At 48.0% G+C, this 25277-nt stretch carries 11 protein-coding genes and 2 pseudogenes; 4 read left to right on the forward strand and 9 right to left on the reverse strand.

Features of this window, described 5'->3' with window-relative positions; all coding sequences use genetic code 11:
- Positions 1 to 111: 111 nt before the first annotated feature.
- Entirely contained in the window at positions 112 to 327 is a 216-nt protein-coding gene (locus ACWGOO_RS08650) for an integrase core domain-containing protein (protein WP_452482993.1), read from the reverse strand.
- On the opposite strand from ACWGOO_RS08650, the gene ACWGOO_RS08655 reads away from it, so the two are divergent.
- Positions 241 to 429 (forward strand): hypothetical protein, encoded by a 189-nt coding sequence (locus ACWGOO_RS08655; protein WP_452483013.1) that lies wholly within the window; start codon positions 241 to 243, stop codon positions 427 to 429. The two genes, ACWGOO_RS08650 and ACWGOO_RS08655, sit on opposite strands and share 87 nt — an antisense overlap.
- Here ACWGOO_RS08655 and ACWGOO_RS08660 read toward each other — a convergent pair.
- The 5 genes and pseudogenes from ACWGOO_RS08660 to ACWGOO_RS08680 form a co-directional block, all read right to left on the reverse strand.
- The gene (locus ACWGOO_RS08660) at positions 406 to 528 is read right to left on the reverse strand and encodes a hypothetical protein (protein WP_452482524.1); all 123 of its coding nucleotides are present in this window, start codon (positions 526 to 528) and stop codon (positions 406 to 408) included. The two genes, ACWGOO_RS08655 and ACWGOO_RS08660, sit on opposite strands and share 24 nt — an antisense overlap.
- 163 nt (positions 529 to 691) lie before the next feature.
- Positions 692 to 3283, reverse strand: a pseudogene (locus ACWGOO_RS08665) (Tn3 family transposase).
- Between the two features lie 24 nt (positions 3284 to 3307).
- Positions 3308 to 3862 carry a recombinase family protein gene (locus ACWGOO_RS08670; protein WP_098831705.1) on the reverse strand — a complete coding sequence of 185 codons (555 nt, stop codon included), beginning with the start codon at positions 3860 to 3862 and terminating at the stop codon, positions 3308 to 3310.
- A gap of 173 nt (positions 3863 to 4035) precedes the next feature.
- Positions 4036 to 6813 (reverse strand): binary toxin-like calcium binding domain-containing protein, encoded by a 2778-nt coding sequence (locus tag ACWGOO_RS08675; RefSeq protein ID WP_452482527.1) that lies wholly within the window; start codon positions 6811 to 6813, stop codon positions 4036 to 4038.
- Between the two features lie 804 nt (positions 6814 to 7617).
- Positions 7618 to 8067 carry a hypothetical protein gene (locus ACWGOO_RS08680; RefSeq protein WP_452482529.1) on the reverse strand — a complete coding sequence of 150 codons (450 nt, stop codon included), beginning with the start codon at positions 8065 to 8067 and terminating at the stop codon, positions 7618 to 7620.
- 378 nt (positions 8068 to 8445) lie between these two features.
- Here ACWGOO_RS08680 and ACWGOO_RS08685 point away from each other — a divergent pair, with 378 nt between their 5' ends.
- Complete coding sequence (locus tag ACWGOO_RS08685; protein ID WP_452482531.1) at positions 8446 to 8775, forward strand: DUF3817 domain-containing protein; 330 nt, start codon at positions 8446 to 8448, stop codon at positions 8773 to 8775.
- A 150-nt stretch (positions 8776 to 8925) separates the two neighbouring features.
- On the opposite strand, the gene ACWGOO_RS08690 is transcribed toward ACWGOO_RS08685, so the two are convergent.
- Both ACWGOO_RS08690 and ACWGOO_RS08695 read right to left on the reverse strand, forming a co-directional pair.
- The gene (locus tag ACWGOO_RS08690; RefSeq protein ID WP_452482533.1) at positions 8926 to 9177 is read right to left on the reverse strand and encodes a YolD-like family protein; all 252 of its coding nucleotides are present in this window, start codon (positions 9175 to 9177) and stop codon (positions 8926 to 8928) included.
- Between the two features lie 536 nt (positions 9178 to 9713).
- Positions 9714 to 22901, reverse strand: coding sequence for an amino acid adenylation domain-containing protein (locus tag ACWGOO_RS08695; protein WP_452482535.1), 13188 nt, complete (start codon positions 22899 to 22901; stop codon positions 9714 to 9716).
- 170 nt (positions 22902 to 23071) lie between these two features.
- Between ACWGOO_RS08695 and ACWGOO_RS08700 the strand changes: the two are divergent.
- Positions 23072 to 23314: pseudogene (locus ACWGOO_RS08700) on the forward strand (IS30 family transposase); the annotation flags it as partial.
- A gap of 235 nt (positions 23315 to 23549) precedes the next feature.
- Here ACWGOO_RS08700 and ACWGOO_RS08705 read toward each other — a convergent pair.
- Entirely contained in the window at positions 23550 to 23882 is a 333-nt protein-coding gene (locus ACWGOO_RS08705) for a hypothetical protein (RefSeq protein WP_452482537.1), read from the reverse strand.
- 148 nt (positions 23883 to 24030) lie between these two features.
- Here ACWGOO_RS08705 and ACWGOO_RS08710 point away from each other — a divergent pair, with 148 nt between their 5' ends.
- Entirely contained in the window at positions 24031 to 25218 is a 1188-nt protein-coding gene (locus tag ACWGOO_RS08710; protein WP_452482539.1) for a macrolide family glycosyltransferase, read from the forward strand.
- The last annotated feature ends 59 nt before the right edge of the window (positions 25219 to 25277 follow it).

Raw genomic sequence — 25277 nt, forward strand, 5'->3', positions numbered from 1 at the left:
ATGAAAAATTACAAACATATTTTTTTGCCTAATGCAAGTCTGGCCTCTCGGTCAGTATGAGATTCGATTCCACCGGTTTTTTTTCACATAATTTAAGCCGCTTCCGGTACTCTACCGGGGACAGTTATTTAACCTTCGTTGTGGACGATGTTGGTTATAAAATCGAATGTAATCTTCAGTTTTTCTTTGTGCATCATCCATATTTTGGATATCATAAGGATAGAGTCCTTCCTTTTTGAGATGCGAGAAGAAGCTCTCCATCGAGGCATTGTCATAACAATTGCCTCGGCAAGACATGCTGATTCGAGCGCCAACCTTTGGCAGCATGTCGTGATATGCATGGGACGTGTACTGGAATCCCTGATCGCTGTGAACGATGAGGCCAGTCACGCCTTTTTGCTGTTACTAGGCTTGTCGAAACGTCTGTAAAACCAGCTCGTTATCATTTCTATGGCTCATCTGGTACGCGATAATTTCGTCATTGAACAAGTCTTTAATCGCAGATAGATATAGCCAGCAATCACCCACACGATATTGCGTGATATCGGTGACCCATTTTTAGTTTGAATGGATGCCTAAGCGAATGCACTGTTAGGCGTCCCACCCACATTTTAACGAAAATATACTCTAATCAAATTTCGACATAAAATGAGCCGAATTTTCTACTCTAAGAAAAATCCGGCTCTTATTTTTAGACTTGTTGTAAAGGACGAAGAGATTCTAACGTTGTAGTATCTTTCATATTAAATCGATACTCACCTAAAAAGTTGATATGCTCCCATCCTAGTGGTGAGATATGTTTTAATAGTTCTTCGTTAAACCCATGCGTACTTCTTAACATTTCTACAGCTTTGCTTAAATATACGGTATTCCATATAATGATGGCATTAATGAGAATACTTAATACACTTGCTCGTTGCAACTGATCTTGGAGAGCACGTTCACGGAATTCCCCGTGTTTCCCAAAAAATATTGCTCTTGCTAGTGAATTCATTGCTTCTCCTTTGTTTAATCCTCGTTGAACTTTTCTATGTAATGTTTTATCTGAAAGATAATCTAAAATAAAGATAGTTTTTTCAATTCTACCCATTTCTCTTAATGCCTTTGCTACTTTATTCTGGCGAGTATAAGAACCTAACTTGCCCATAATTAGTGCACCGGACACTTTTCCTTCTCGAATTGAATGAGCTATACGTAAAACGTCATCATAATTTTCATAGATCAATTTCATATTCACTTGTCCCCGTATAAGACCTTCTATATTTGAAAAATCTTTAGGTGAACCAATTGTATACAATTTAAAACTTGATAAGTCCCTTAATCGGGGGGCAAAACGAAATCCTAACAGGTGAGTTAAGCCAAATACTTGGTCAGTATATTCGGCTGTATCCGTATAATGCTCTTCAATCATTAAATCAGATTCATGATGTAGTAACCCATCAATCACATGTATAGCATCTCTTGCATTCGTGTTAATAACTTTTGTGTAAAAGGAAGAAAATTGATCACTTACGAATCTATATATAGTCGCTCCTTTGCCAGATCCATAGTGTGGATTCGAGCTAGCACTCAAAGAAGATACTCCAATTTGAACACGCATTCCATCCGATGATGAAGTAGTACCGTCACCCCAGTAAGAAGCCAAGGGTAGCTGATGTTGAAAATTAACCAATATTGCTTGTGCACGATTTAATGCATCATCGTACATACGCCACTGACTTGCATTAGCTAACTGATGATAAGAGATATCTGGTGTAGCCTCTGCCATTTTCGTAAGTCCAATATTTGTTCCCATAGCCATAAGTGAAGCAAGAGAAATAATGATTTCTTTCCCTTTAGGTGGTTTGTTTGTGGGTGCATGAATAAATTGTTGCTCGAAGCCTGTCCAGTTCGCTACTTCTAGAAGTAGGTCTGTAAGTTTAACCCGAGGTAACATGTGACAGAGTTTGGCACTAAGTTGTTTGGCTTCCTCTGGAGTATCCTTGTGATACTTTACGTTTTCCTGAGTCATTTAGTTCACGGATGACGTCTAAAGCGTTTAATACAGACTTAGCATAATTTGTAGACTGAAATTCTAAGGCTCTAAGTAATGTAGGAGTATATTTTCTTAGGTAATTGTATCGGCTTTCTAATAAATCAAGATAATCATAATTTATAGGTCGAGACAGTTGTTTAGCTTCCTCTACAGAAGATAAAAATTTATCCCAGGGCATGACTGTTTCTAATACCACAAAAGGATTCACATTTTCTTCTTTAGCTTTAATTAATGCAGTTCCTAAGTCTGCATAATGAAGAATTTTTTCATTTAGCGCTTTTCCGTTTTTTTATGGATCTCCTCTTGCTGCTTTCTTCCCTTTAATTGAAGATTCATCATTTGTTTATCATGAATCTCAAAAGCTTGATCAATTAAATCCTGAGTTAAATCGAATAGATAAGCCACCAATATGGCATACTTTTTTATCTCTTTAAACCTTCGAAATGAGAAAGCTTCATAGCGTGCTCCCATTCGAGATAGTTGTCGTAGTCGATTAGGATGTATCCCTTTTGTATTAATGTTTAACTGTAGTCCTTTTATGTATTCTAAGCGCTCAATAACCTTTAAAAAAGATTCTGGTGAAAATTGACCAGGTACTTCTTTTAACCAAGCTAAATAAGTTTTTGAAGAGTTAGGCATGAAATGGAGCAACCCACTTAGTTTTTCCTTTTGTGAAAAGGTTAAAGATGATGTTAGCATCTTAAATATGCTTTTCTCTGCTCGTTTACGTGTTTCCCATATTGCTCGTTCTATAATTGCCATCGAAGGAAGTATAATCTTCCAAGTACGGAGTTCTTGCAATGCTATTTCAATGAGATATGTTGTATTTCCATTATTTAATGCATGTGGTTGAAGAAATTTAGATAACTTTCGATAGTCAGCAATTGTAAAGTTACGAAAACCGTATTCTTTTCGAATCTCTTCTATATGTTCATATCGTGTAGCGTCTCGTTGAGCATAGAGTCCCCAATCTTCTGTATTTACACCAATTTGTGTAGCTACAAATTCTAAAACGACATTCGGAATATCTCCTACATCAGATAAGGGCCATCCTGAATATCGTAAAACACTTAATTGAATAGCAAAACCTAGACGATTATAGTCCCTCCGATGGCGATTAATAATTTTGAGATCATGCTGACTGAATGAAAAGTATGTACTTAATATCCATTCGCTTATATCAGAGGGGATTTGCATATATTGTTTTCGGTCTTCCGTTGTAAGAAGTTCTCTTACTCTCACATACATTAGAAGTCATCCCCTTTGTATTTGTTATTTCGCTTTCTGCAGATATCGATACAATGTAGCTCTTGAAACACCTAAGGTGTTACATATATCTTCGGTAGAATAATTTGGATCCTTCATTAAAGATTTAGCCATAGAAACCTGGGTTGTATCCATCACTTTAGGTCTTCCACCCAGACGTCCACGTGCACGAGCGGCTGACAATCCAGCTTGTGTACGTTCTTGAATCATTTCTCGCTCAAATTCAGCTAATGCTCCGAATACGTGAAAAATGAGTTTCCCTCCACTTGTAGAAGTATCCATATTTTCCTGAAGACTTCGAAAGGCAATTCCTTCTTCATTTAATATATTGATAGTTTCAATAAGGTGTTTGAGGGAACGACCTAAGCGATCTAATTTCCATACTACTAATGTATCGCCCTCGCGTACGTAATCAAGAGCTTCATCTAATCCAGAGCGAGATGAGGTAGATCCACTTACTACATCAGTAAAAATCCGTTTGCATCCAGCTTGTATAAGAGCATCTTTCTGTAAATCCAAATTTTGATCATGTGTAGACACACGAGCGTAGCCAATTAACAAATTATCACCTCCATATATTTTTGTATTGTCTCATAACTCATAAAATAAAGGAATAATGAGATTTTGATTTTAAGACAAGTTTTGAGACGGATAACATAGCATTATTTCAATATCAAATAGAAAGCATAAAGAAGTCTCAAAAACGGAAGTTTTTGAGACTTGAAAATACTACATTACGGATAAGTTATTGTAAAATCAATTGTTACGTAATCATTTGTAGCATCTGTACCAGAAAGAGTGACTTTATCACCCGAATTAGCACTCACTTTTTGATCTGGCTGAGCCAGTATATCATCCGGACCCGCATTTCCAGTATCATGATCTTTTACATCCCCATAAAAAATAAAAGTGCCATTAGGTGCATAGAATTCTAAATTGTTTACAGATATTGTTGTATCAGTAATATAATCATCTCTTGATGGCATTGACCATAGAGTAACTTCATTGGCCTCTTGATTCAAAGCAAGATCTGAATAGAATTTAATATACCCATAGGATTCTGGATGTCCACCCCTATCTTTAAGCGAATAAAAGTTCACTGTAGCATTCATCACTAATCTTTCCCAACCCTGTATATCTATATTTTGTTGATTGTACCACAAAGCTACTATAGATTTAACAGCCGGGTTATTTTTATATATAGCATTAATTTGAATACGAGAACCTATATCAAAAGTACCAGCATTATATTCAGTAAAGTTTATCTTCTGTATTCCATCTTCTGAGGTCTCATATCGTGTTCCGGTTCCGTAACCTTTTCCATCAACTACAACCTCGTAATCACATACATATTCAGGATCAAGTTTTAAATACACAGCACTTACCTGACTACCGTCTGTTTGCCAATGATCAACGGTATGTGCTTTTTGTATAATTTGCTCTGTTATATCACTTGTTAGCGTTTCAAGTTTTGTGATTGTAATATCATCCAAATAAATATCACCATTATTCGAATTAACATAAATTTGATTAGCAATAGTGGAATCATCAAGGACTTTAAATTCAAAGTCAACTCTTTGCCAATCTGTATCTAGTGTAAAACTGCTATGCTTTTTATGACTACTATTCGTATTCATTATTCCCATTTCTATCGATGAACTTTCATTCATAGATTTTGCGTACATACTTAAAACATACTTTCCGTATGGTTCTAATAAAGGTTGTAAAACCCCCGTTGCATTAGTACCTTTTAAACCTCCACTTTCTATTCCGATATCATCTTGCTGTGTTGCACCTGTCCATGTAATTCCGTTACTTGTAACACTGGAAGACCCATTACAATCAAAACTAACACAAGGAATTTTAATCAAAATCTTCATCCCTTGTTTTAATAACAAATCGAACATCGTTTTATCTGGATTCGATTCTAACTGACTCTCAAAATCATCAGCTGTCTGTTGATCGTAAATAAGTTGTACGAGTTCTTCACAAATTGGAATGTCATTATAAAACTGTTTTTCTCCATCACTTGTAGTTAAAAAAGCGACTTGAATTGCATCTCTAAAGGTAATCTCTGGCGTATAATCAAGGTTATCCTTATAATCTCTTGCAGCTATTCTTCTTTCCAACACTTCATCGCCTGTATCTAATACTAAACATGCTGAGCTGGCTTCAATTTGTGTGAAATATTTATCCCAAGATGTATTATTATCATCGACATCCCCACTAATTTGAGTGGTTTCTATTAGTAGTTGTTTCCCAGATTGAAGTTTTTCTAAACTATCATAATGTATTGTAAAGTCCTTTCCTGGTTCAACCTCGGTTAATGCCATAGCATGTAGAGATTGATCAGGATAAGTTGCCCCAGGAGAAAGTGAATTACCAATATTGCTCGGAGGAGCTGTAATTGTCATAATTGTTTCATCGTCTATGATAAAGTTATTTGTTGGTGTTACTTGATAAATAGGAGCTGTACCAGTATTGAAATATCTTACATTCGCATTTAAATATGCAGATTGACCAGTGTTAATATGAACTTGCTTGGTGGTACTTTCTTCAGTTGTTTGCGTTGTTGAGGATGTATGTGAAAATCCTGCAGTAATCTTACCAATAAATTTTCTATCTTCTCTACCAGCCTCTGCACTAGTATTTTCTGTATTTGATTCTGTTTTACTAGAAGAAGTGGAGTTTTCTTGAGATTCTGTAAAATCTTCGTTCTCTGATATTATAAGCTTCTCCATACTAACTCCAACTTGTGGATAGGCTGCTACTAATGGATTTCTAGCTTCTAAAGAAGTGGCGCGATCCATGTTTCCTGTCACTTTTTCTAAATCAGTATACGGATCTCCTACGGTACTAGCTTGATTTGGATTGGATACATACTTTGTATACGTTCCATCATAATCAGGACTCCACTGAACTACATTTGTACCGTCAAACGTATATCCATTGATTTCCCACTCATCCAATATCCCGTCTTGGTCTGAATCGGTAGTATCATCAGCCACATCACCAAACAAACTAGTTTGTGGGTAAAATTCTGTATTTTTAAAGTCTGGTGATAATAGACAAACATTAGGAATACTCTCTTTCTTATTGGAATATGCCCAACATAGCTCGCAAGATACTGTGTGATTCGTATCTTTCTCAAAACGACTTTCAATTCGAACTGAATATACTTTATCTTTTTCTAATGTTATTTTTCCTCCTAGATTGATAATTTGATTTTCGATTTGAGTTAACATCTCCTGGTTAGATGGAGTGAAGAATACATATTCATCTGTTTGTTCTGGTTTAATAAATCCTAACCATCTAGCTGATTGAATCTTTTCGTTTTGTATATTAGATAAAGATGACATCTGAGTTTGATTTAAAGACAGATTACTGTCTTTTTTTTGTGTTATTAATAAGAGGTCATTAAAGTTTATTCCTTTAAAATAAAAGCCGATTAAACCAAAGCGTGAAAAACTACCTGTATTCTTATATTCTTTTACTTCCTTTTCTATTTTCATTTCTTCACTCCTCGTAGATAAAATAACATACTATAATATAGTAACAACAAAAGAGAGCGAAAAATGTCATACTGTGGAGTGAACATATTTATTTGTAAGAAAGCTCATCAGATAGCCATCATGTTAAAAACTTTGTGCGCCTTCACTGCAGCGAATCAGGAGGATTGAAATTATTTATTCGTGTCGAAAATTGCTTAGCGTATATTTCCGTTAAAATGTGGGCGGTACGCCTGTTAGAGAGGGCTTCCCAAAGGCAGTTGCATATTTTCAATCAGCTTTTCAATTGATCGTTGTGTCAGACGTCAGCTTTTTCCTTTACGGCCTACAGGAGCTGCAATGAATAGTGGGTTAAGGGAATCATGCATAAGACAAGTTGCCACGATCCCCTTTGGAGCTGTTAACCGAAGGGGATTTTTTTCGTAACAGAAGATGCTTAATCAAAATAATAGACCAATCAAGACTTTGAATACACATGTCTGCTTCATGTGAAAAATGGAACGAACTATACTTCATAAAGTGAGATCAGTTACTACATTTACATACACCTAATTGAAATAAATGAAAGCATTTGTTAAGTGTGTTTACTGCTGTGATTATGACGATCGTCGGTATTACTATTTTCATCGTTATTTTTGCTTTTTTGTTTGTTGCTATCAGAAGGCTTCAGTGGTAGGACAATGGCAGCGCATTATTACCTTTTTTAGTTGCGTCGATAGGCGGAATAACTTCTCAGCCCGCTTAAAAAAGGTTTGACTCCGCCGGAAAGAGTGTGTCAAAATTATCCTTTTAGCGATGAATGGTTTTCTATTGTGAATTTTTCAAATAGTGAAAGTTTAAAAATAAGGGCGCTTCTGGTGGTTTTGTGAATATCCATCCTTCACTCACGTATCCGTCCAGCAGCTCGCACATTTTAGCATATCCATCTTTTCTGAACGAAGGTGCGTATGCTGCGGCTTTAGGAGAGGTGTTCACATAATGTAGGAAAAATCCTTCATCAATCACCTGCGTATTATAAATGTATGCCTCACTAGACGCGCCGCACTCTGGATGGTGTTCTCCCCTATTCACAAACAGACAATGATCACCGTGCAAATCTACCGGCCATAGTCCATCAATGATCAAGTTTATTTCTTCCTGCTCCAGCCATTCAAATTGAGTTGGAAAGGGATCACACACTAAAGGTCTGGTTTGATGGGTTTCAGCAGCCATACGTTCATACAAACGCTGCGCGGCTACCGCATATTCATCCCCCAACCTAAGAATTGCGATATCCCATTCGTGCGAGCATGTTCAACCTTGATCTCCCTTTGATGCTGTAGATTGTGCAACCGATTGATCTGTGGATGTAATCATATGCGCAGCCTCCTCATTTTATCATCGCATCCATTTCAACAACTCATCACTCAGAAAGCACAGCCTAAGCCTTAAATCCATTCATGTAAACGTGAAAATCCAGACATATCTCCGAAGTAAGTGGATGGTTTCGCAAATGGAATTATCTATTATTACCCTTTAAAACGAAGAAAAAGCTGTAAATATTCGATATATCGTAACTTTCTACCGTTTAACAAAAGCGTTTTATAGGCTATATTAAATTTTAAGTAATAGGAATAAGAATAGGGAGGTTTATTCATGTTTAAAAATGCTTTAAAGACGTTTGGTATCATTGGTAATATTGAAGCGGTATCATTTCTGCTGCTTGTATGTATCGCTATGCCGCTTAAATACGCAGCCGGGATGCCGCAAATGGTAAGCTGGGTGGGGATGATCCATGGGGTATTGTTCGTGGCTTATGTAGTTGCAATTGTAGCCATGTTGATTTCTCGCAAATTGACGGTATTACAAGGGCTTATAGCTTTGATTGCCTCGCTGCTGCCGTTCGGTCCTTTCATCTTTGACCGTAAGGTGCTGAAGAAAGCGGAAGCGCGTATGGATAATGCCACTCCTGTAAAAACTTCATAGGCACATACAAAAATAATCTTACACAAAAACACGGCTTCCGGGAGCTTCTATAACCCTGGGAAACCGTGTTTTTATTTGGCATTCTATGTGCCCCACTTTGTCGTGATTTCATTCCTTTATATTTATGTCATCTTATAGACAAATCCCCCACTAATCTTTTGGGTAATTTACACTCATAATGTCCATAAAAGGAACTTTGTCCGTTTCACCATTACTCTCTACATGAACCTTGCCCGTTCTTGGGTCCATTTTGACGATCTGCCCGCGGGTTGTTTCTTGACGCCCCCATACGGTCAACACGACTTCGGATTGCTCTTGCTGCGCTTCTGCAAGCTGGTTCCCGATTTCCTCCAGCACAAATTCATCCCGGGTAGGCCGTTTGGCCACCTTCGCCTTTGCCACTTGCTTTCACCCTTCCTTTACTGCAAAATCAAATTCATTCTATTTTACCATACTTTTCATCATTTGGTGCTGGTAATCTGAGTTAGATCGTGTCATTTGCGTATAAAAAGAACCGATTTTCTCACAAACAAAAAAATCGGTTCTCAAGCTACTTGTTGAAACGGATTAGGAGAGAATGGAAATAATAAGTACCAGGTCTCGTGTTCCCCGACCCGAATAAGTTATATAAAGTCGCATGAGGCCGTCCGGTCACTTTTAAAATCCGCTCGTACGATTCGCCAAGTAACAGCATGAGGATCGTTTGATCCTTTTCATGCGTACGTAAATTATACTGGAATTTGGAAGTTTGAAGCTCTGTAAGTTAAAGTCTCTTCGTTTATCCTACAGCTTGGCAAGCAGCGCCCGATTAACCGTAAATCAGTAAGCCTTCGGCTTGATTGGGCAGACAGAGGCGCGAACGCCTTCTCCGCCCTCGTTTAAGCGCTTCGCCATAAAGAGCGCTCTGTGCAGGCCGCCGGCAGACGAAGCAGGCCCCGTTAGGTGGCCTCAGCTTGACGTTCAGAACGGCTGTGGCTTAAAAACGCCGCCAGCGCTTCGGCATGCGTTTCATTAAAATAATGCCCTGCGCCTGGAATGATGCGTAGTTCAACCTGATCTGCGAACAGCTTCCAGTTGCCATACTGCGACAAATATTCCGCCGTGATCCAGTCATCGTCCCCAATCACACAGTACAAAGGCGCTTTAATGCGGCGGCGCGCCTCATCTTGCAGCGTCTTGTTAAAGTATTTGCCTGAAATGACGCCGTCGCGCCGAAACCGTTTGATCAGATAGCCCGCTTCCTCGAAAGTCATTTCGAACTGGAAGCGGATATCTTTCATGAACTGGTAGACGGTCTGATCATCGACGTTCTTCGGCTCGGTTTCGTCCGGCATCAGCAGCGAGCCTCCGATCCACAACGCTTCCACGGTGATGCCCCGTTCCTCCAGCAATTGTACCACTTCAATGGCGATGGCGGAACCGGCGCAATGTCCGTAGACGGCCACCGGCCCGCTCGTCTCCGCCGGCATTTGGTCGGCGCATTGCCTTGCCGCCTCCCATACGGAAAGACCGGGGGCCACGGAAGGCTCTGGAAGTTCCACCGCAAGCAGCAACGGGCCGTCTTCGAGCTTCATCTGGTCCGCCAGCTTTCGGTACGACATGCTGCTGCCCCCGCCGTACGGCACGCAGACAAGCATTCCAGCCGGCTCGGCTGCTTCAGACGGCGTGTGCAGTGTAACGAGCTTTGCTGTACGAGCTTGGTAATGATGTTCCATAATAACAGCCAATCGTTCAATGGTGCGGCCTTCAAAAATATCCGCTACCGACACTTGTCCGCCCGATTTGGAGGCGATGCGCACAGCTTTCATGGAGTCCCCCCCCAGATTGAAGAAATCTTCATGCACGCTGACGGTCTTCAAGCCCAACACTTTCATCCACACATCTGCGAGCTGCCGCTCTAGCTCATTGCGCGGCATAACAAAGTCCAGACCGCTTACAGCGGCAGCCCCGGCCTCGCCGGGCTCCGGCAGCGCTTTTCGGTCGACCTTGCCATTGGCGGTAAGGGGGAGCGATTCGAGCTGAATCAAATGCGACGGAATCATGTAATCCGGCAGCCGCCCGGATAAAGCTTGTCTCAGCTGCGACGGCGTATAAGACTCAGCGGATACATAGTAAGCGCACAAGGAGAAATGGCCTTCTTCATCGGCCTTTGCGAGCACAACCGCCTCCTCGACGGCAAGCGTTTGACACAAAACGGTCTCCACTTCACCCAATTCAATTCGGTATCCGCGAATTTTAACCTGATGATCGGCGCGCCCCTTATATTCCAGCTCGCCGTTATCCTTCCACCTCGCCAAATCTCCAGTCTTATACAGCCGGACGCCGGGAGCAAACGGTCTCTCCACAAACCGCTCTGCAGTCAAATCAGGCCGGTTCAAATAGCCGCGCGCCACCCCCTCGCCGCCGACGTACATTTCGCCGAACAAACCGATCGGGGCCAAGTTTCCGCTAAAATCAGCGATATATATGCTGGTCGTTGGGATCGGGCGCCCGATATTATTAGATGCTGCTTCCATGTCCCGCTCATCCAGTTCTTTATAGGTGGCGTGGACCGTAATTTCAGTAATGCCATACATGTTTACGAATCGGATTTGCGGATATTTGCGCTTCACATCGAGCAATTTGACGGCTGCGAGCGATTCTCCTCCAAAAATGACATACCGCAGCGATGCCAACCCGCCGCCTGCGTTCTCTTCCGCCTGCGCCAATTGATAAAAAGCCGACGGCGTCTGATTCAGCACGGTCACACCGCTCGCGGCGAGCAGCTCCAGAAAAGATTTTGGATCTTGGGCGACCCGTTTCGGCACCACGACCAGCTTGCCGCCGTTTAAGAGCGCTCCGTACATTTCCCAGATCGAGAAGTCGAAACAGAGTGAATGGAACAGGGTCCATGTGTCGGCGGCGTGAAAATTGAAACGGTTCCGGCTGTTGAACAGCAGGCGCGCCACGTGCCGATGCTCGATCAGAGTGCCTTTCGGCTTTCCGGTTGTACCCGAGGTGTAAATCACATACGCAAGATGCTCCGGCCCGGCGGACGGCTCCGGATTCCGTTCATCGTCCGGGCAGGAAAGCTCCCCTGGCGTATCCAGCAGAATCACTGTGCCTCCAAACGCCACGCACTCCTGCAAATGGTTTTGAACGACTAAAATTTTCGCCTTCGAATCGTCCAGCATATAGCCGATACGCTCGGAAGGATAGTCCGGGTCGATTGGCACATAAGCCGCGCCGGATTTCAAAATTCCGAGCACGCCGACGATCATGTCCAACGAACGGTCCGCGATCAGCGCAACCAGCATATCCGGCCGCGCTCCAACCGCCTGCAGCTTTCTTGCCAGCCGATTAGCCCGGGCGTTCAGCTCTCGGTACGTCAACGTCTCGGTTCCGCAGGCGACTGCCGTTTGGTCCGGCGTGCGCCGGGCCTGCTCGTCGAATATCCAGTGAATCGTTGCGCCGCGCGGATAATCGGCCGCCGTATCGTTAAACGCCGTCCGGATGGTCAGTTGTTCCGCTTCATCGGCCAACTGCAGCGCGTCTACAGTCAGCTCTGGATTGGAAGCGACTTGCTCCAAGGCAAACCGCAGCTGCCTGCTAATTCGCGCAATGACCGAATCCTCGAAGACGAGGGCGTTATAGGAAATATGAATATCCATGTCCTCGCCGGGAAAAACGGTCAGATTCAAGTCGTAATTCGTCTGCTCCGAAATGGTGATATTCGAAATGGCCAGGTCTCCATCATCGCCCAGACCGATTCGTTCGATCTGCTGATCCATCGGAAAGTTTTCGAAAGCAACCAAATGATTGATCAAATCTTGTTTCTGCTCCGTCATTTGCTGAATCTCGTACAACGGGAAAGATAAGTACGGCTGCGCCGCCAGCGCATGATCCTGGCTGCGCCGCATCAACTTCGCAAAGGTGTCTCCCGGCTCCGAACGCACGCGGACCGGAATCGTGTTGATGAACAGCCCGATCATGCGCTCCATATCCGCCAAATGTGCCGGCCGACCAGCCACCACGCTGCCGAACACCACATCGCGGTGGCCGTTGTAGCGCTGCAGTAGCACACCCCACACGACTTGGAACAACGTATACAAGGTCGTGTGATTCGCTTTGACCGCCGACGCCAGGCGGCCCGACAAAGCGCGGCCGAGACGGATGCCGGCCCGCTTTGCTTCGTAGCCGGCGCGCCGACCGGGAGCGCTTGAACCGACGTATGTCCCCGGCAGAGCGGTCCGTTCTCCGCTGCCGTGCAAATACGCTTGCCAGAACGCGGCCGCTTCCCCGGGGTTCTGCTCCTGCAACCACGCAATAAACCGACTGTACGGAGCGGCCGGCGACAAAACCGGCTTTTCCTGCTTCCGCAGGGCAAAATAGCAGCCAAACATTTCCTTAACGAGCAGCGAAACGCACCAGCCATCTAAAATAATATGATGGGAGCTCCAAACGAAGCGGTACGTGTCGCCGCTCAAACGCAGTACGGCGACACGCAGCAGCGAATCCTTTGCGGGGTCCATGCCCCTTGCCTTGTCATGATCCGCAAACGTTTTAGCGTAAACTTCGCGTTCCGATTCGCCAAGTTCGCGCAAATCTTCATAATGGAGCTGGCCTTGACGGCGGCGGAATACAATCTGAACCGACTCTTCCTCCCAAGCGCTGTAAAAATTAGTTCGCAGCGCCTCATGCCGCTGTATAACCAAATCCAAGCTTTGGCGGAACGCTTCCGCATCGAAAATGCCGGACGCGTCAAAGGTCGTCTGCTCAAAATACGCGCCAAACCGCGACTCCAGCAAATGATGAAACAGCATCCCTTTTTGCATCGGGGTAAGCGGGAGCACGTTTTCAATTTCGCCCAGCTCCGCTGTCTCGGCCGTCAGCCTGTCCAACTGAGAAGCGGTCATGCCCGGCAGCAGCACATCGCTTGGCGTCAGTTCGGTCCGCTCTTGCGCGACGCAGTGCGCGATGACCTCCTGCAGGCTGCGTTTCAGCAGATCGGCAAAACGTTGGAAGGTTTCCGGTCGGTACATGCGGCAGCTGTAACGGATATAAATCGCCAGTCCGTCCTCCTCCACCATACTGTTGATATCCAGTTTGTGTTCCAGCGAGGTCGTTGCGCCGACCTGCTCACCTAACGCATACGGCGATTTCGCCAGTCCGCTTAAAGCGTAGTCCTGACCGAAATCACCTAAATAATTGAAGCAAATGTCCGGCTGCGCGGTCAGCGGAGCAGAGCCGTTCGCTTCCGACAAATAGCGCAAAATGCCGTAGCCTACGCCTTTATGCGGAATCGCGCGCAGCGATTCTTTCACCTGTTTGATCGAGCGGCCGATCTCGTCATCCGCCCCGGGCTCGAGCACGACCGGATATAGGCTCGTAAACCAGCCGACCGTTCGCGCGATATCCATCTCCGGCAGCACATTTTCGCGGCCATGGCCTTCCAAATGGACGAGCACCCGAGCCAGCCCGCTCCAACGCCGCACCGCCCGGGCCAGCGCCGTCAGCAGCAGATCGACCACTTCCGTTGTGTAAGCATTCGACGCGCTTTTGAGCAGTTGGCCCGTCTCCTCGGGCGACAGACGAATCTGCGCCAGCCTGCTGTCCTTTACTTGAGACCGAGTGTGGGTCGATATGCTTCCTGCGTCGGCGTCGGCTTCCGTTTCGCTGCCGCTTAATCCACCGTCGGTATCAACCGGCAGCGGCTCCATAGCAAGCCGCTCAATCTGCTCCCAGTAAGCCTTCTCCCGTTCCAGGACGCCGCTGCGGGCAAACTGAGCCAGCTGCTCCGCCCATACACGGAACGAATCCGTCTTTTCCGGCAAGCGTACCAGTTCTCCGCGGACCGCTTGCGCGTAACCTGACGCCAAGTCTTCCATCAATATGCGCCACGACACGCCGTCGACCGCCAAATGATGGATGGCGACTAGCAGATGATCGCTGTCGGCGCACCGGAAGAGGCCTAGTTTGACGAGCGGTCCCTTCGCTAGATCGATGCCGCTTTGCATCGCATTAGCCTGAATCTCAATGGCTGCAGCCGGGTCCGCCAAACTTGTGAAATCGAACACGTCCAGCGTATACAGGTCGCCTTCTCTAATTCCCCTGTTGTACAATTCGATCCGGCCGTCAGCGTTGCGGCGGGCGACAAGCCTCAGCGCATCGTGGTGCTCGGTTATTTTCCGTACCACCTGCCGCAGCGCCGCTTCCTCGAAGCCGCCGTGGCGGGTAAACATCAGCGCTTGGTTGTAATGATGCGCCCCATCGTGCGCCTGCTCGAAAAACCAACGGAGAATCGGCGTCGCGCTGACCGGGCCAGCAGTCTCGGATTGATTCGCCGTCCGCCGCGCCAGCGAAACACGCGGCGAAAGCTCGGCCACAGTCGGATAGCGAAAGAGGTCTTTCATGTCCAGCCGATACCCGGCCTGCATCAAACGGGAAGAGACCTGTAGGGCTTTAATCGAGTCGCCCCCGAGGGCAAAAAAGTCGTCGTGCACGCTAACCGACCGGACGCCCAGCACGGTCTGCCAAATGCCGGCCAGCGTCTCTTCGGCAGGCGTACGAGGCGCTTCGTAAGTGACGTCTCCCCGAGACAAGACGTTAGGCTGCGGCAAACCGCGGCGATCCACTTTCCCGTTAGGCGTCAGCGGGAGCCGCTCCAGGCCCATAATATGCGCAGGCACCATATGAGACGGCAGCCGCTGGGCCAAATGCGTCCGCAATCCGGCCGCGTCAACCGCCTTCTCGGATACCACATAAGCGCATAATTCGTTCTGTCCCGATGCGGAGGCGGCGGCATATGGAGCGACCACGGCTTGAAGCACGCCCGGGAAGGACAGCATCGCCGTTTCGATCTCGCCCAGCTCGATCCGGTACCCCCGGATTTTGACTTGATAGTCCATCCGGCCGAGAAAATCGACGTTTCCGTCGTCCATCCAGCGCACCAGATCACCCGTGCGGTACAGTCTTCCTCCGGGTGCAAACGGGTCCGGCGCAAACCGCTCTTCCGTCAGTTCCGGGCGGTTCAGGTACCCACGGGCTACCCCGGCGCCACCGATGCATAGCTCGCCCAGTACGCCGACAGGCACCGGATTCAGCTGGCTGTCCACAATGTAAAAGCGGGCATTCAGCCACGCCTGACCAATAGGCACATTACCGACGGAGGGCAGCTTGTCTAAAGGCTCGTCAAAGTAACTGGAATCAATGGCAGCCTCGGTGACACCATAGCTGTTGATCAAACGCGTATGCCGGCCAAGACGTTCCTGCAGTCGCCGATAATCGTTCACCTTGCAGCTATCCGAACTCGTAATAACGAGCCGCAATCGGCTTAGATCCAGAGCGTATGCATGGGCATGATCTAAAAACGGAACAATCAGCGCGGGCGTCGATTCAAACATAGTAATTTCATATTTTTGCAGCCAGTCGTGGAGCGCGGCAGGATCAAATCGGTCCTCTTTCGGACAGATCGCCATCATGCCGCCGCTGATGAACGTGCGGGCCAGGTCGCCCGTAAACACATCGAACGAGAAGCTCGCTAATTGAAGCAGCCGCACGGGGAAGTCTGCCAATCGGTATTCCTTAAGGTAGGCGAGCGCCGTATTCATCAGGCTCCCATGCTCGACCATAACACCTTTGGGGCGACCTGTCGTACCGGACGTATAGATCACATACGCCAAATCTTGCGGCGCAACGGCTGCCGAATCCGTCCAGTCGTCCCGCTCGTATAGGCTGGCATCGTCCAGATACAAGATAGCAGCAGCCGAGCCTCGCTTTTCCCGCGGTTCGCCGACAAGACGGCCGAGCCGGGTATGCGTCAGAACGACCGTCGCCCCGCTGTCGTCCAGCATCAAACGAATGCGCTCTTCCGGATAATCCGGATCCAGCGGCACATACGCGCCGCCCGCTTTCCATACGGCGATTACTGCGACCAGCAGATCCACCGAGCGTTCGGCCAAGATGGCGATCATGGTCTCGCGGCCAACGCCTGCCCGCTGCAGCGATGCCGCCAATCGGCCCGCCCGTTCGTTCAATTGTCCGTAGGTCAGCGCGACCTCCGAGTCGGCCGCGGCCAGTCGCTGGGGAGCCTGGAGCGCTTGGCGCTCAAATACACGCAGCAGCGTCAGTTCCCGCAGCCCGTCGATTAATGCTGGCTCGGCCGATGCTGTCAGGCCGCTGAACGCGCCGATCAGCTGCTCCCGTTCAGCCAGCGTCGTCAATTCCACCGCCTGGACGGGAATATCCGGATTCGCCGTGACCTGATCAAGTACATGAGCCAAATGCCCGTACATCCGGTCCAGGTCGTCGGAAGCAAACGCCAACGCATTGTATTCGAGTTCAATGCGCATATCTTCGCCTGGTAGCACAGTCAAAATAAAATCATAGTTCGTCTGTTCGCTGGTCGTAATATTGTCCAAAGTAAACCCATACGGCCCCCTGCCGCTTAACTGCTCTGCCGTTACATGGACCGGATAGTTTTGGTAAACCATGATGTGATTGAACAACTGCCGTTTGTGCTCAGTCAAGGCAAGGACTTCGTATAACGGGAACGTATCATATGTTTTTGAAGCGACAATATGCTTCTGGTGACCATGCAGCACTTGAGCGAACGTATTGCCCGCACCGCTTTGGATCCGAACTGGTACGGTATTGATAAATAACCCGATCATCGTATCGATTCCGGGAATATCAGCCGGTCGGCCGGCGACCACACAACCGAATACAGTGTCCGCACTGCCGCTGTATTTTTGCAAAATGATGCCCCAAACGGTCTGCAGCAGGGTGTTTGGCGTCACGCGCTGGCGGCGCGCCACTTGATGCAGGCGCTCTGTTCGCTGAGCACCCAGCGGATAAGACCGTTTAACGAAAACGAACCCGTCCGGCCTCTCACCTACATACCTTCCTCTAGGCAGCGGCGCTCCTTGTGCGCTTCCGTTCAAGTAACATTGCCAGTAGTCGCGGGCGGCGGCGTGATCCTGCCGCTCAAACCAAGTGGCATACCTGCTGTAAGGCACCGTTTCGGGCAGCGTAGGCCGGCGCTGCTCAAGCAGCGCAAAATACATTTCAAACCACTCGGCGAGGATCAGCGGCATGCACCAGCCGTCCATCACAACGTGATGAAAGCTGAAGAACAGGCGATACGCGGCTTCGCCCGTACGCAGCAAAGCGACGCGCATCAAATGGCCTTGCTCTAGCTCAAACCCCGCTGCCCTGTCGGAGCTGACAAGCGTTTCAAACCGGTCGGTCTGCTCGGCTGCGGACAACTCCCGCCAGTCTTCATAACGTATGGTGGTAGGCTTTGTCCGGAACACCACCTGCACCGGCTGTTCCTTCCACCCTCTAACGACATTTGTCCGCAGCGCCGCGTGGCGGACTACAAGCGCCGATAAACTCTTCTCCAGCGCATCGGGACAAATCGGTCCTCGCAGGTCGCAGGACAGCTGTCCAACATAGGCGCCGGAGGCCGGGTCGAGCAAACTGTAAAACAACATGCCTTTTTGCATGGAGGTCAACGGGTAAACATCCGCGATTTCTCCTAGCGGGCCGATCTGCGCCGTGAGCCGCTCCAGTTCTTCAATGGTGACATCCTCTAGTGTAACGTCGCTTGGCGTTAGCTCGGCTCCCTGCCGAGACTGGCAGTGCACAATCACTTCCCGAAGGCTTTCCTGATAAAGCGCAGCCAACCGTTCGATCGTTTCGTTGCGATACTGCGCAGCACTGTAGCCGATTGTAAACGACAACGCTTGTTCGGCAATCAGGCCATTGAATTCCAACGCAAACGGTCTCTCCGCCCGGCTGCTGATGGAGTCGCCTGCCGAATACGGAGAGAAGAGCAACCCCCCGTCTGCCAAATCTTGGTCAAACTGTCCAAGATAGTTGAAGCTGATCTCCGGTTCCTGGAAAAGCTCATCTTCACTAAGATCTGCCAAATAGCGCATGAGGCCATATCCGATTCCTTTGTTCGGAACGCTCCGCAAATATTCTTTTATCGCTTTAATATAATGCGGCAAGACTGCGTCAACGCTTTCCTCCAAAGCAGGTCCCGTTTCCAGCACAACTGGGTATTGGCTGGTGAACCAGCCCACTGTCCGCGAAATGTCCACCTGCGGCAAAATTGCCTCCCGACCGTGCCCCTCCAGGTTGACGGCGACTCGCCGCAAGCCTTTCCAAGCCCGTAGCGCTATACCGAGCGCCGCAAGCAACAGATCGTTTACACCGCTTGAATAAGCGCGGGGCGCTTGCTTGAGCAGCGCTTCGGTCTCTTCCGGCGTCCAGCGAACGGCCACCTGCCGCGTTTCCGAAACGGCCTGCCTGTCCCTTCCTTCGGCTTCGTCGTCTTTCGGTAAAGCTTCCGGCTTAACTTTGGCTACCTGCTGCCAATAAGCGAGCTCCTTCTCCAACTCTGCGCTCCGTGCATATTCGAATAACTGCTCCGTCCAGAAGCAGAAAGAATCCGACTTGGGCGGCAACTGAACTTTGCCAATCTGCTCGAACTGTTCGTAAGCCCTGGTCAAATCTTCCAAAATGATCCGCCACGAGATGCCGTCCACGATTAAGTGATGCGCGCACAGCAGCAGATGGTCACCGTCCGGGCAGCGGTACAAGCCCAGCTTAAACAGCGGCCCTTCTTCGATATGCATGCTGCTTTGCAGCTCGTTTGCTTTCGTTTCAACGGTAGCCGCCACATTAGACTCGGTGGACAGATCGAACGTGGACAGCTCAAACAATGCGCCATCCTGCGCGCTGCGGTTCCACGCTGTCCAGCCGCCGCTTTCGGAAGGGCGAAACACGAGACGAAGCGCATCGTGATGGACCGCGACGGCATACGCCGCTTCGCGTAGCGCAGCTTCGTTAAAGCGCTCTGCACGCGTCACCATGATCGATTGGTTGAAATGATGCCGCACCGGTTCATACCGTTCAAAAAACCATTTCTGGATCGGCGTTAGTTTAGCCTCGCCGGCAACCTCTTCCTGGGAGGAAGGGCAGCTTACCGGCTGGGTGAAAGCAATCAGTCCGGCAATGGTCGGATGCTGGAGAAAATCTATCGTCTCCAGCTTGTATCCGTGCCGCAGCAGGCGGGCCAGCACTTGAATTGACTTGATCGAGTCGCCGCCCAGCTCAAAGAAATGATCGTGGACACCAATCGGCTCCACGCCGAGTACCTGCTGCCAAATCTCGACCAGCAGCGTTTCCAGCGGCGTGCGCGGCGGTACATACGCCGCGCTGGTTTGTGCGCTGCCCTGAGGCGACGGCAGCGCGTGGCGGTCCACTTTGCCGTTCGGGTTCAGCGGCATCCGCTCCAGCGGAATAAATCCGGCCGGCATCATATACTCCGGCAACTGGATGCGCAGCGCTTCGCGCAGCTCGACAGCTGGCAGTTTGCGCGTCACCGTATAGTAGGCATACAGCGCTTGCTGTCCTCCTGCATCAGCGTGTGCGACCACGACCGCTTCTCGGACGGCGTCGATTTGGAGCAAAGCCGCTTCGATCTCGCCCGTCTCGATTCGGTAGCCGCGGATTTTGACTTGATGGTCGATCCGTCCCAGATAAGCGATTGTGCCGTCCGGCAACCACTTGGCCAAATCTCCGGTACGGTATATCCGTTCTTCTCCGAATGCGCCCGTTACGAATTTCTCCTCCGTCAGCCCGGGACGACACAAGTAGCCTCTAGCCAGCCCGACGCCTGCAACGCACAGCTCGCCGGGCACGCCCACAGGCAGCTCATTTCCCCACGAATCTATGATATACACACGGTGATTCTGCATAGGGCTGCCTATGGCTATCGGGCTGTCCGTTTTCCAATCCTCTGGTACCTTCCAGATACTCGTTGCAATGGAGTTTTCGGTAGGACCGTAGCCATTATATAGCGCCAAGTGGCCTTTCCAAAGCTGGAACAGCTTGATGCTCGCCGCCGAACCGACGGAAAACAACATTCGCAGGCTTGGCATTCGGTCAGGTTGAAGATGCAGTGCATAAGTAGGCGGCAGATCAACAACCGTAATGCCATGCTCGGCTATGTACCGCTCGAACCGCTCGTAGTTCATAATGATCGAAGATGTCGGTACGTATAAAGTCGCTCCACAAAATAACGCCTGGAAGATCTCCCAGCAGGCCGCATCGAATGACAGATTGGCGAACAGCAGCGTGCGATCCTCCAAACCGATGCCGAGCGTACGATCGTAATACGTTTTGAGATTGACTAGACCGCGGTGTTCCACGAGTACGCCCTTCGGTTGGCCTGTCGTACCCGAGGTGTAAATGACATAAGCAAGGTCGTCCCCGCTAGTTCGGTCATCCAGTGCGGAGCTCTCATCAGCGTAAACGCGTTCATCATCCAACGCGATGACCGTTTGACCCGATAGATCGATAAGCTGGCGCAGAGCTGTTTGCGTGACGATCAGCGTCAAGCCGGAATCGTCCAGCATGTAACGAAGTCGTTCCACCGGATGCGAGGGGTCTAGAGGCACAAAGGCGCCGCCGGCTTTTAGAATGGCGAATAAACCGACGATCATCTCCAGCGAACGTTCGACCATCAGGCCGACTAGGTTGCCGGTTTGCACGCCGTTTTTTCGCAGTGTTCGGGCCAAGCGATTCGCCTGTTCGTTCAGGGCGCGGTATGACAGCGTATGTCCTTCAAAATACAGCGCCGTCTGTTCCGGCGTACGCTCAGTCTGTTCCTCCAGCAGCCGATGAATCGTTGTCTCCCTTGGAAACGACACAACGTTTCCTTGAAATCCATCCAGCCTTTTTTTCTCCGCTTCGCTGAGCAGAGACAGCCTGCCGATGATTTGACTCGGCTGCGATATCAGTTGACGCGCGACCGTCATATACTGGTCAGCCATGTTTCCGACCTCCGTTTCGTCGAACAAGTCAATACGGTAATCGAACAGCAGGCTCATCTGGTTCAGCGTCAAATTTTCAACCAGATGCAGATCGAAATCGTTGACGGTATGGCCGGCGCACAACGATTGCAGGTTATCCAGCCGCGCATGTTCGCCAAACGGGATCGCCGCCAACGTTCGGTATTGGATCGACATGTCGAACAGTCGATACGTGTCTTTGACGGAGCCTGCGGCGCGGAGCTCTTGAACCAGCTGATTGTAAGGATACCGTTGATGACGAAGATGGGAGGACTGCTCGAAGGCTACGCGTTTCAGGAAGGCAAGAAGCTCCGCCTCGGGATCAATCCGAATACGGGCGGGGACGGTGCTGACGAACATGCCGATCATTTCTTTGTCCCTGCGGGCGGAACGGTTGGCATAAGCGGTTCCGACCGTGATATCGTGTCTGCCTGAGACTTTATACAGCCACAAATAAAATGCCCCTAAATAAAAGGTAAACAGGCTCAAGTCATGCTCCCGGCAAAACGTCTTTATGCTTTGATGCAGTTCGTCATCCATCGACAACGACGCCCGCCGGGCTGTGGTTGAGCCACCCAACTGGGGACCTGGCTTCAGGCTGTCTGCAGGCTGCCAGTCGCGGAATTGATCAAGCCAATATTGTCGATCTTTGGCAAAGCGCTTGGATTCCCGATAGCTCTGTTCCGCATCTGCCCACTCGGAGCATGCCGGCTTGCGCGGCGGGGGATTCGATTCATCGCGCAAAATGCGGGCGTAATTATCCGCCAAGTCATTTAGAAGCAACTGAATCGACTGCCCATCGGAAATAATATGGTGCATACGTACGATCACCCAGTGAACCTCGTCTTCAAGCCGCAGCAGCATGCAATCCCACAAATCGGCTTCGCGCAGAGGCATGGCCGCCGCCGTCGCGGTTTCCAGCCAGTGCGCGGCTACCGCTTGAGAGTCTTTCTCCGCCGACATATCGATAAAAGCAAGCGCTCGGCGAAGTTCACTAACGACATAGAGATGCGGGACCGGGTTTTCAGAAGCTCTGTCCCAAGTGATGCGTGTACGGAGTGCTTCATGCTGGATCTGCACCTGGTTCAGAGCTTGTTCGAACGCCTCCAAATTCACAGTGCCGTACAGGTGAGATACTGCCACAAGCGACGACATCGACCCGTTTGGGTACATGCGCTCGGTGTACCAAATCCTTTCCTCCGGTTGTGTTAAACGACGTTGATTTTCGACATTTTCGATCATCCTGCCTCCCCTTTCAATTATTTCATTTTTGTGAATTTTCATTGACGGATTGTAATATGAAGTGCGACTCCCGCTGGTGTACTCCAAGGCAAATGGAGAGAGGAACAAGCGGTAGAAGCTCGAAGAGAAGTTGCATGCAACATGGTCACCTGAACAGATCGCGGAGCGTTTTAGAATAGAAGGCCAGCCCACCGTGTGCTGCAAAACCATCTAGCGCTGGCTCTATGCAGGCCGCTGGCGTAGCGGCTTCTCAGTACCCTGCTGGGGCGTTTCAAACGGAGACTGCAGATCGAGGCAAAGAGTTTGCCTGTTACGTGAACCTGGAAACTACACATGGCGTGCAGATCAACTTTGCTGACCCATACTCCTCCTGGCAAAGAGGGTCGAATGAGAATGAGAACGGCCTGCTTCGAGAGTTCTTTCCTAAAGGCACAGACTTTGCCCAAGTTTCCGATCGGGGTCACTTCACAACGTAATCATCAAAAAGATGGCAGCTACGATAAATGGTTTACTGTCATTTCATTTGGGTAATCATGATATAAATAATCATTTGAAACATTTTTGATACTATATAAAATAGTATCAATTAAAAAAGAATATTTGTTCAACTATATATCATAATGCAAATAATTTAAAAATATAATCAGTGTCATAATTTAGCTCAAATTGTATAATAACTTTAAAATGGAATCAAAAGTAAGAAATAGACGACAAGGAACGGAACGAGCATGTTAAAGAATTGGATATGACCATCCTCTCCCCGGACATGCCGAACAAATACCCGGATTTGCCCAGCGGCATCGCACTGAGCAATTGACCGACCCGCGTCACCCGATCCCGGTCAATCGCGTTTTTCACTAAGGCGAAACCTACGATCAACAAGACGCTTATCGTTGACATCGCGACAGAAGCTACCTTCCTTCTCGCCATATGACTGTGAAGGATTTCTAGCTTGCTGCGTTCCATACCGATAACCCGTATCTTATTTTCCTTGTCCCCAAAAATATCCGTTGTCCCGATCATATAAATGATTTTTTGCGATATGTTTGGAAACCTTAAGATGCACTTACAAAAAGGATACAGTTTGAAAATATAAATATTATTGTTATTATAGATAGAGAGCTTCAGTGAAAACTGCGATCCTCGATGAAGGGAAAAGGAGTGATAATAGATGTTACATATATTAATGGTTAACTTTCCGGCAGAAGGACATGTGAACCCTACGATCGGAATTACGCAAGCCTTTACAGCACGAGGGGACCAAGTACATTACATTACAACGGAGAAATACAAGGGCAGACTCGAAGCAGTTGGAGCAAAGGTTCACCTACATCCCGATCTGGTCAGAAATGCTTCTATCAATGGATCTTCTCCATCCGGATTGAACGAATTTTTGAACATTCAAATTCAGACTTCGCTAGACATATTGGAAGTTACCCAGAAGTTGTCGGAAAGCATTAAATTTGATTTTGTGTTCTACGATAGATTCGGAGCAGGCGAATTAGTTAGGGATTATTTGAATATCCCCGGCATTGCTTCATCTCCATCCTTTCTTTTTTCAAACAATCAGATGATTGTTAACCCCTTTCGTTCTGATGCTGAAGTACCGTTTCAGATTGATGAACAGGCCACAACCTCACTGCAGCACATGAAGGAAAGATTCGGTGTTGCTCCCAAGCATATGTTCCAATTTATGAATAATTCAGGAGCACTGAATGTTGTATATACCAGCAGATATTTTCAGCCGAACGGCGAACAGTTTAGTGAAGAGAATCTTTTTATTGGCCCCAGCTTCCCAGAGCGCAAAGGGGAAAATTCATTCCCTCTGGATGCATTACAAGATAAAAAAGTTCTGTATATTTCGATGGGAACGATTTTCGATCATATTGAAGATTTTTTTAACACCTGTATTGAAGCTTTTTCCGATTTTGAAGGCATCGTCGTGATTGCAGCCGGCGAGAAAGCTGACTTTACGAAAATCAATTCGGCCCCTGAGCACTTTATCATCTCGCCCTATGTTCCTCAATTAGAGGTATTACGTCATTCAGATGTGTTTATTACTCATGGTGGAATGAACAGCGTGAATGAAGGGATTCACTTTAATGTACCTTTGGTCGTCCTGCCTCAGGACAAGGATCAGCCGATGGTCGCGCAGCGGTTAACGGAACTTGAAGCTGGCTATCGAATAACCAAGGACCATATCAGTGTACAATCATTAAGAGATGGCGTACGTGAAGTGGTGTCGAACGCAGCGTATAAAGAGGGTGTACAAAAAATAAATGATAGCTTCCAGCAATCCGGCGGTACAGATGAAGCACTCGCAAAAATTGATGCTTATCTTCAAAACGAGCTCGCGTAAATCGCGGGCTTTGGGGTGACATACAAAAAAAGAGAAACCCAACGTCATGGAAATGATCG

Source organism: Paenibacillus sp. NPDC055715, from assembly GCF_053617595.1.

Excerpts from the sequence above, each read along its gene's own strand:
- ACWGOO_RS08655 (WP_452483013.1), top strand. The coding sequence starts at position 241 with ATGCGAGAAGAAGCTCTCCATCGAGGCATTGTCATAACAATTGCCTCG.
- ACWGOO_RS08650 (WP_452482993.1), bottom strand. The coding sequence starts at position 327 with ATGCTGCCAAAGGTTGGCGCTCGAATCAGCATGTCTTGCCGAGGCAAT.
- ACWGOO_RS08675 (WP_452482527.1), bottom strand. The coding sequence starts at position 6,813 with ATGAAAATAGAAAAGGAAGTAAAAGAATATAAGAATACAGGTAGTTTT.
- ACWGOO_RS08685 (WP_452482531.1), top strand. The coding sequence starts at position 8,446 with ATGTTTAAAAATGCTTTAAAGACGTTTGGTATCATTGGTAATATTGAA.
- ACWGOO_RS08695 (WP_452482535.1), bottom strand. The coding sequence starts at position 22,901 with ATGAAAATTCACAAAAATGAAATAATTGAAAGGGGAGGCAGGATGATC.
- ACWGOO_RS08705 (WP_452482537.1), bottom strand. The coding sequence starts at position 23,882 with ATGATCGGGACAACGGATATTTTTGGGGACAAGGAAAATAAGATACGG.
- ACWGOO_RS08710 (WP_452482539.1), top strand. The coding sequence starts at position 24,031 with ATGTTACATATATTAATGGTTAACTTTCCGGCAGAAGGACATGTGAAC.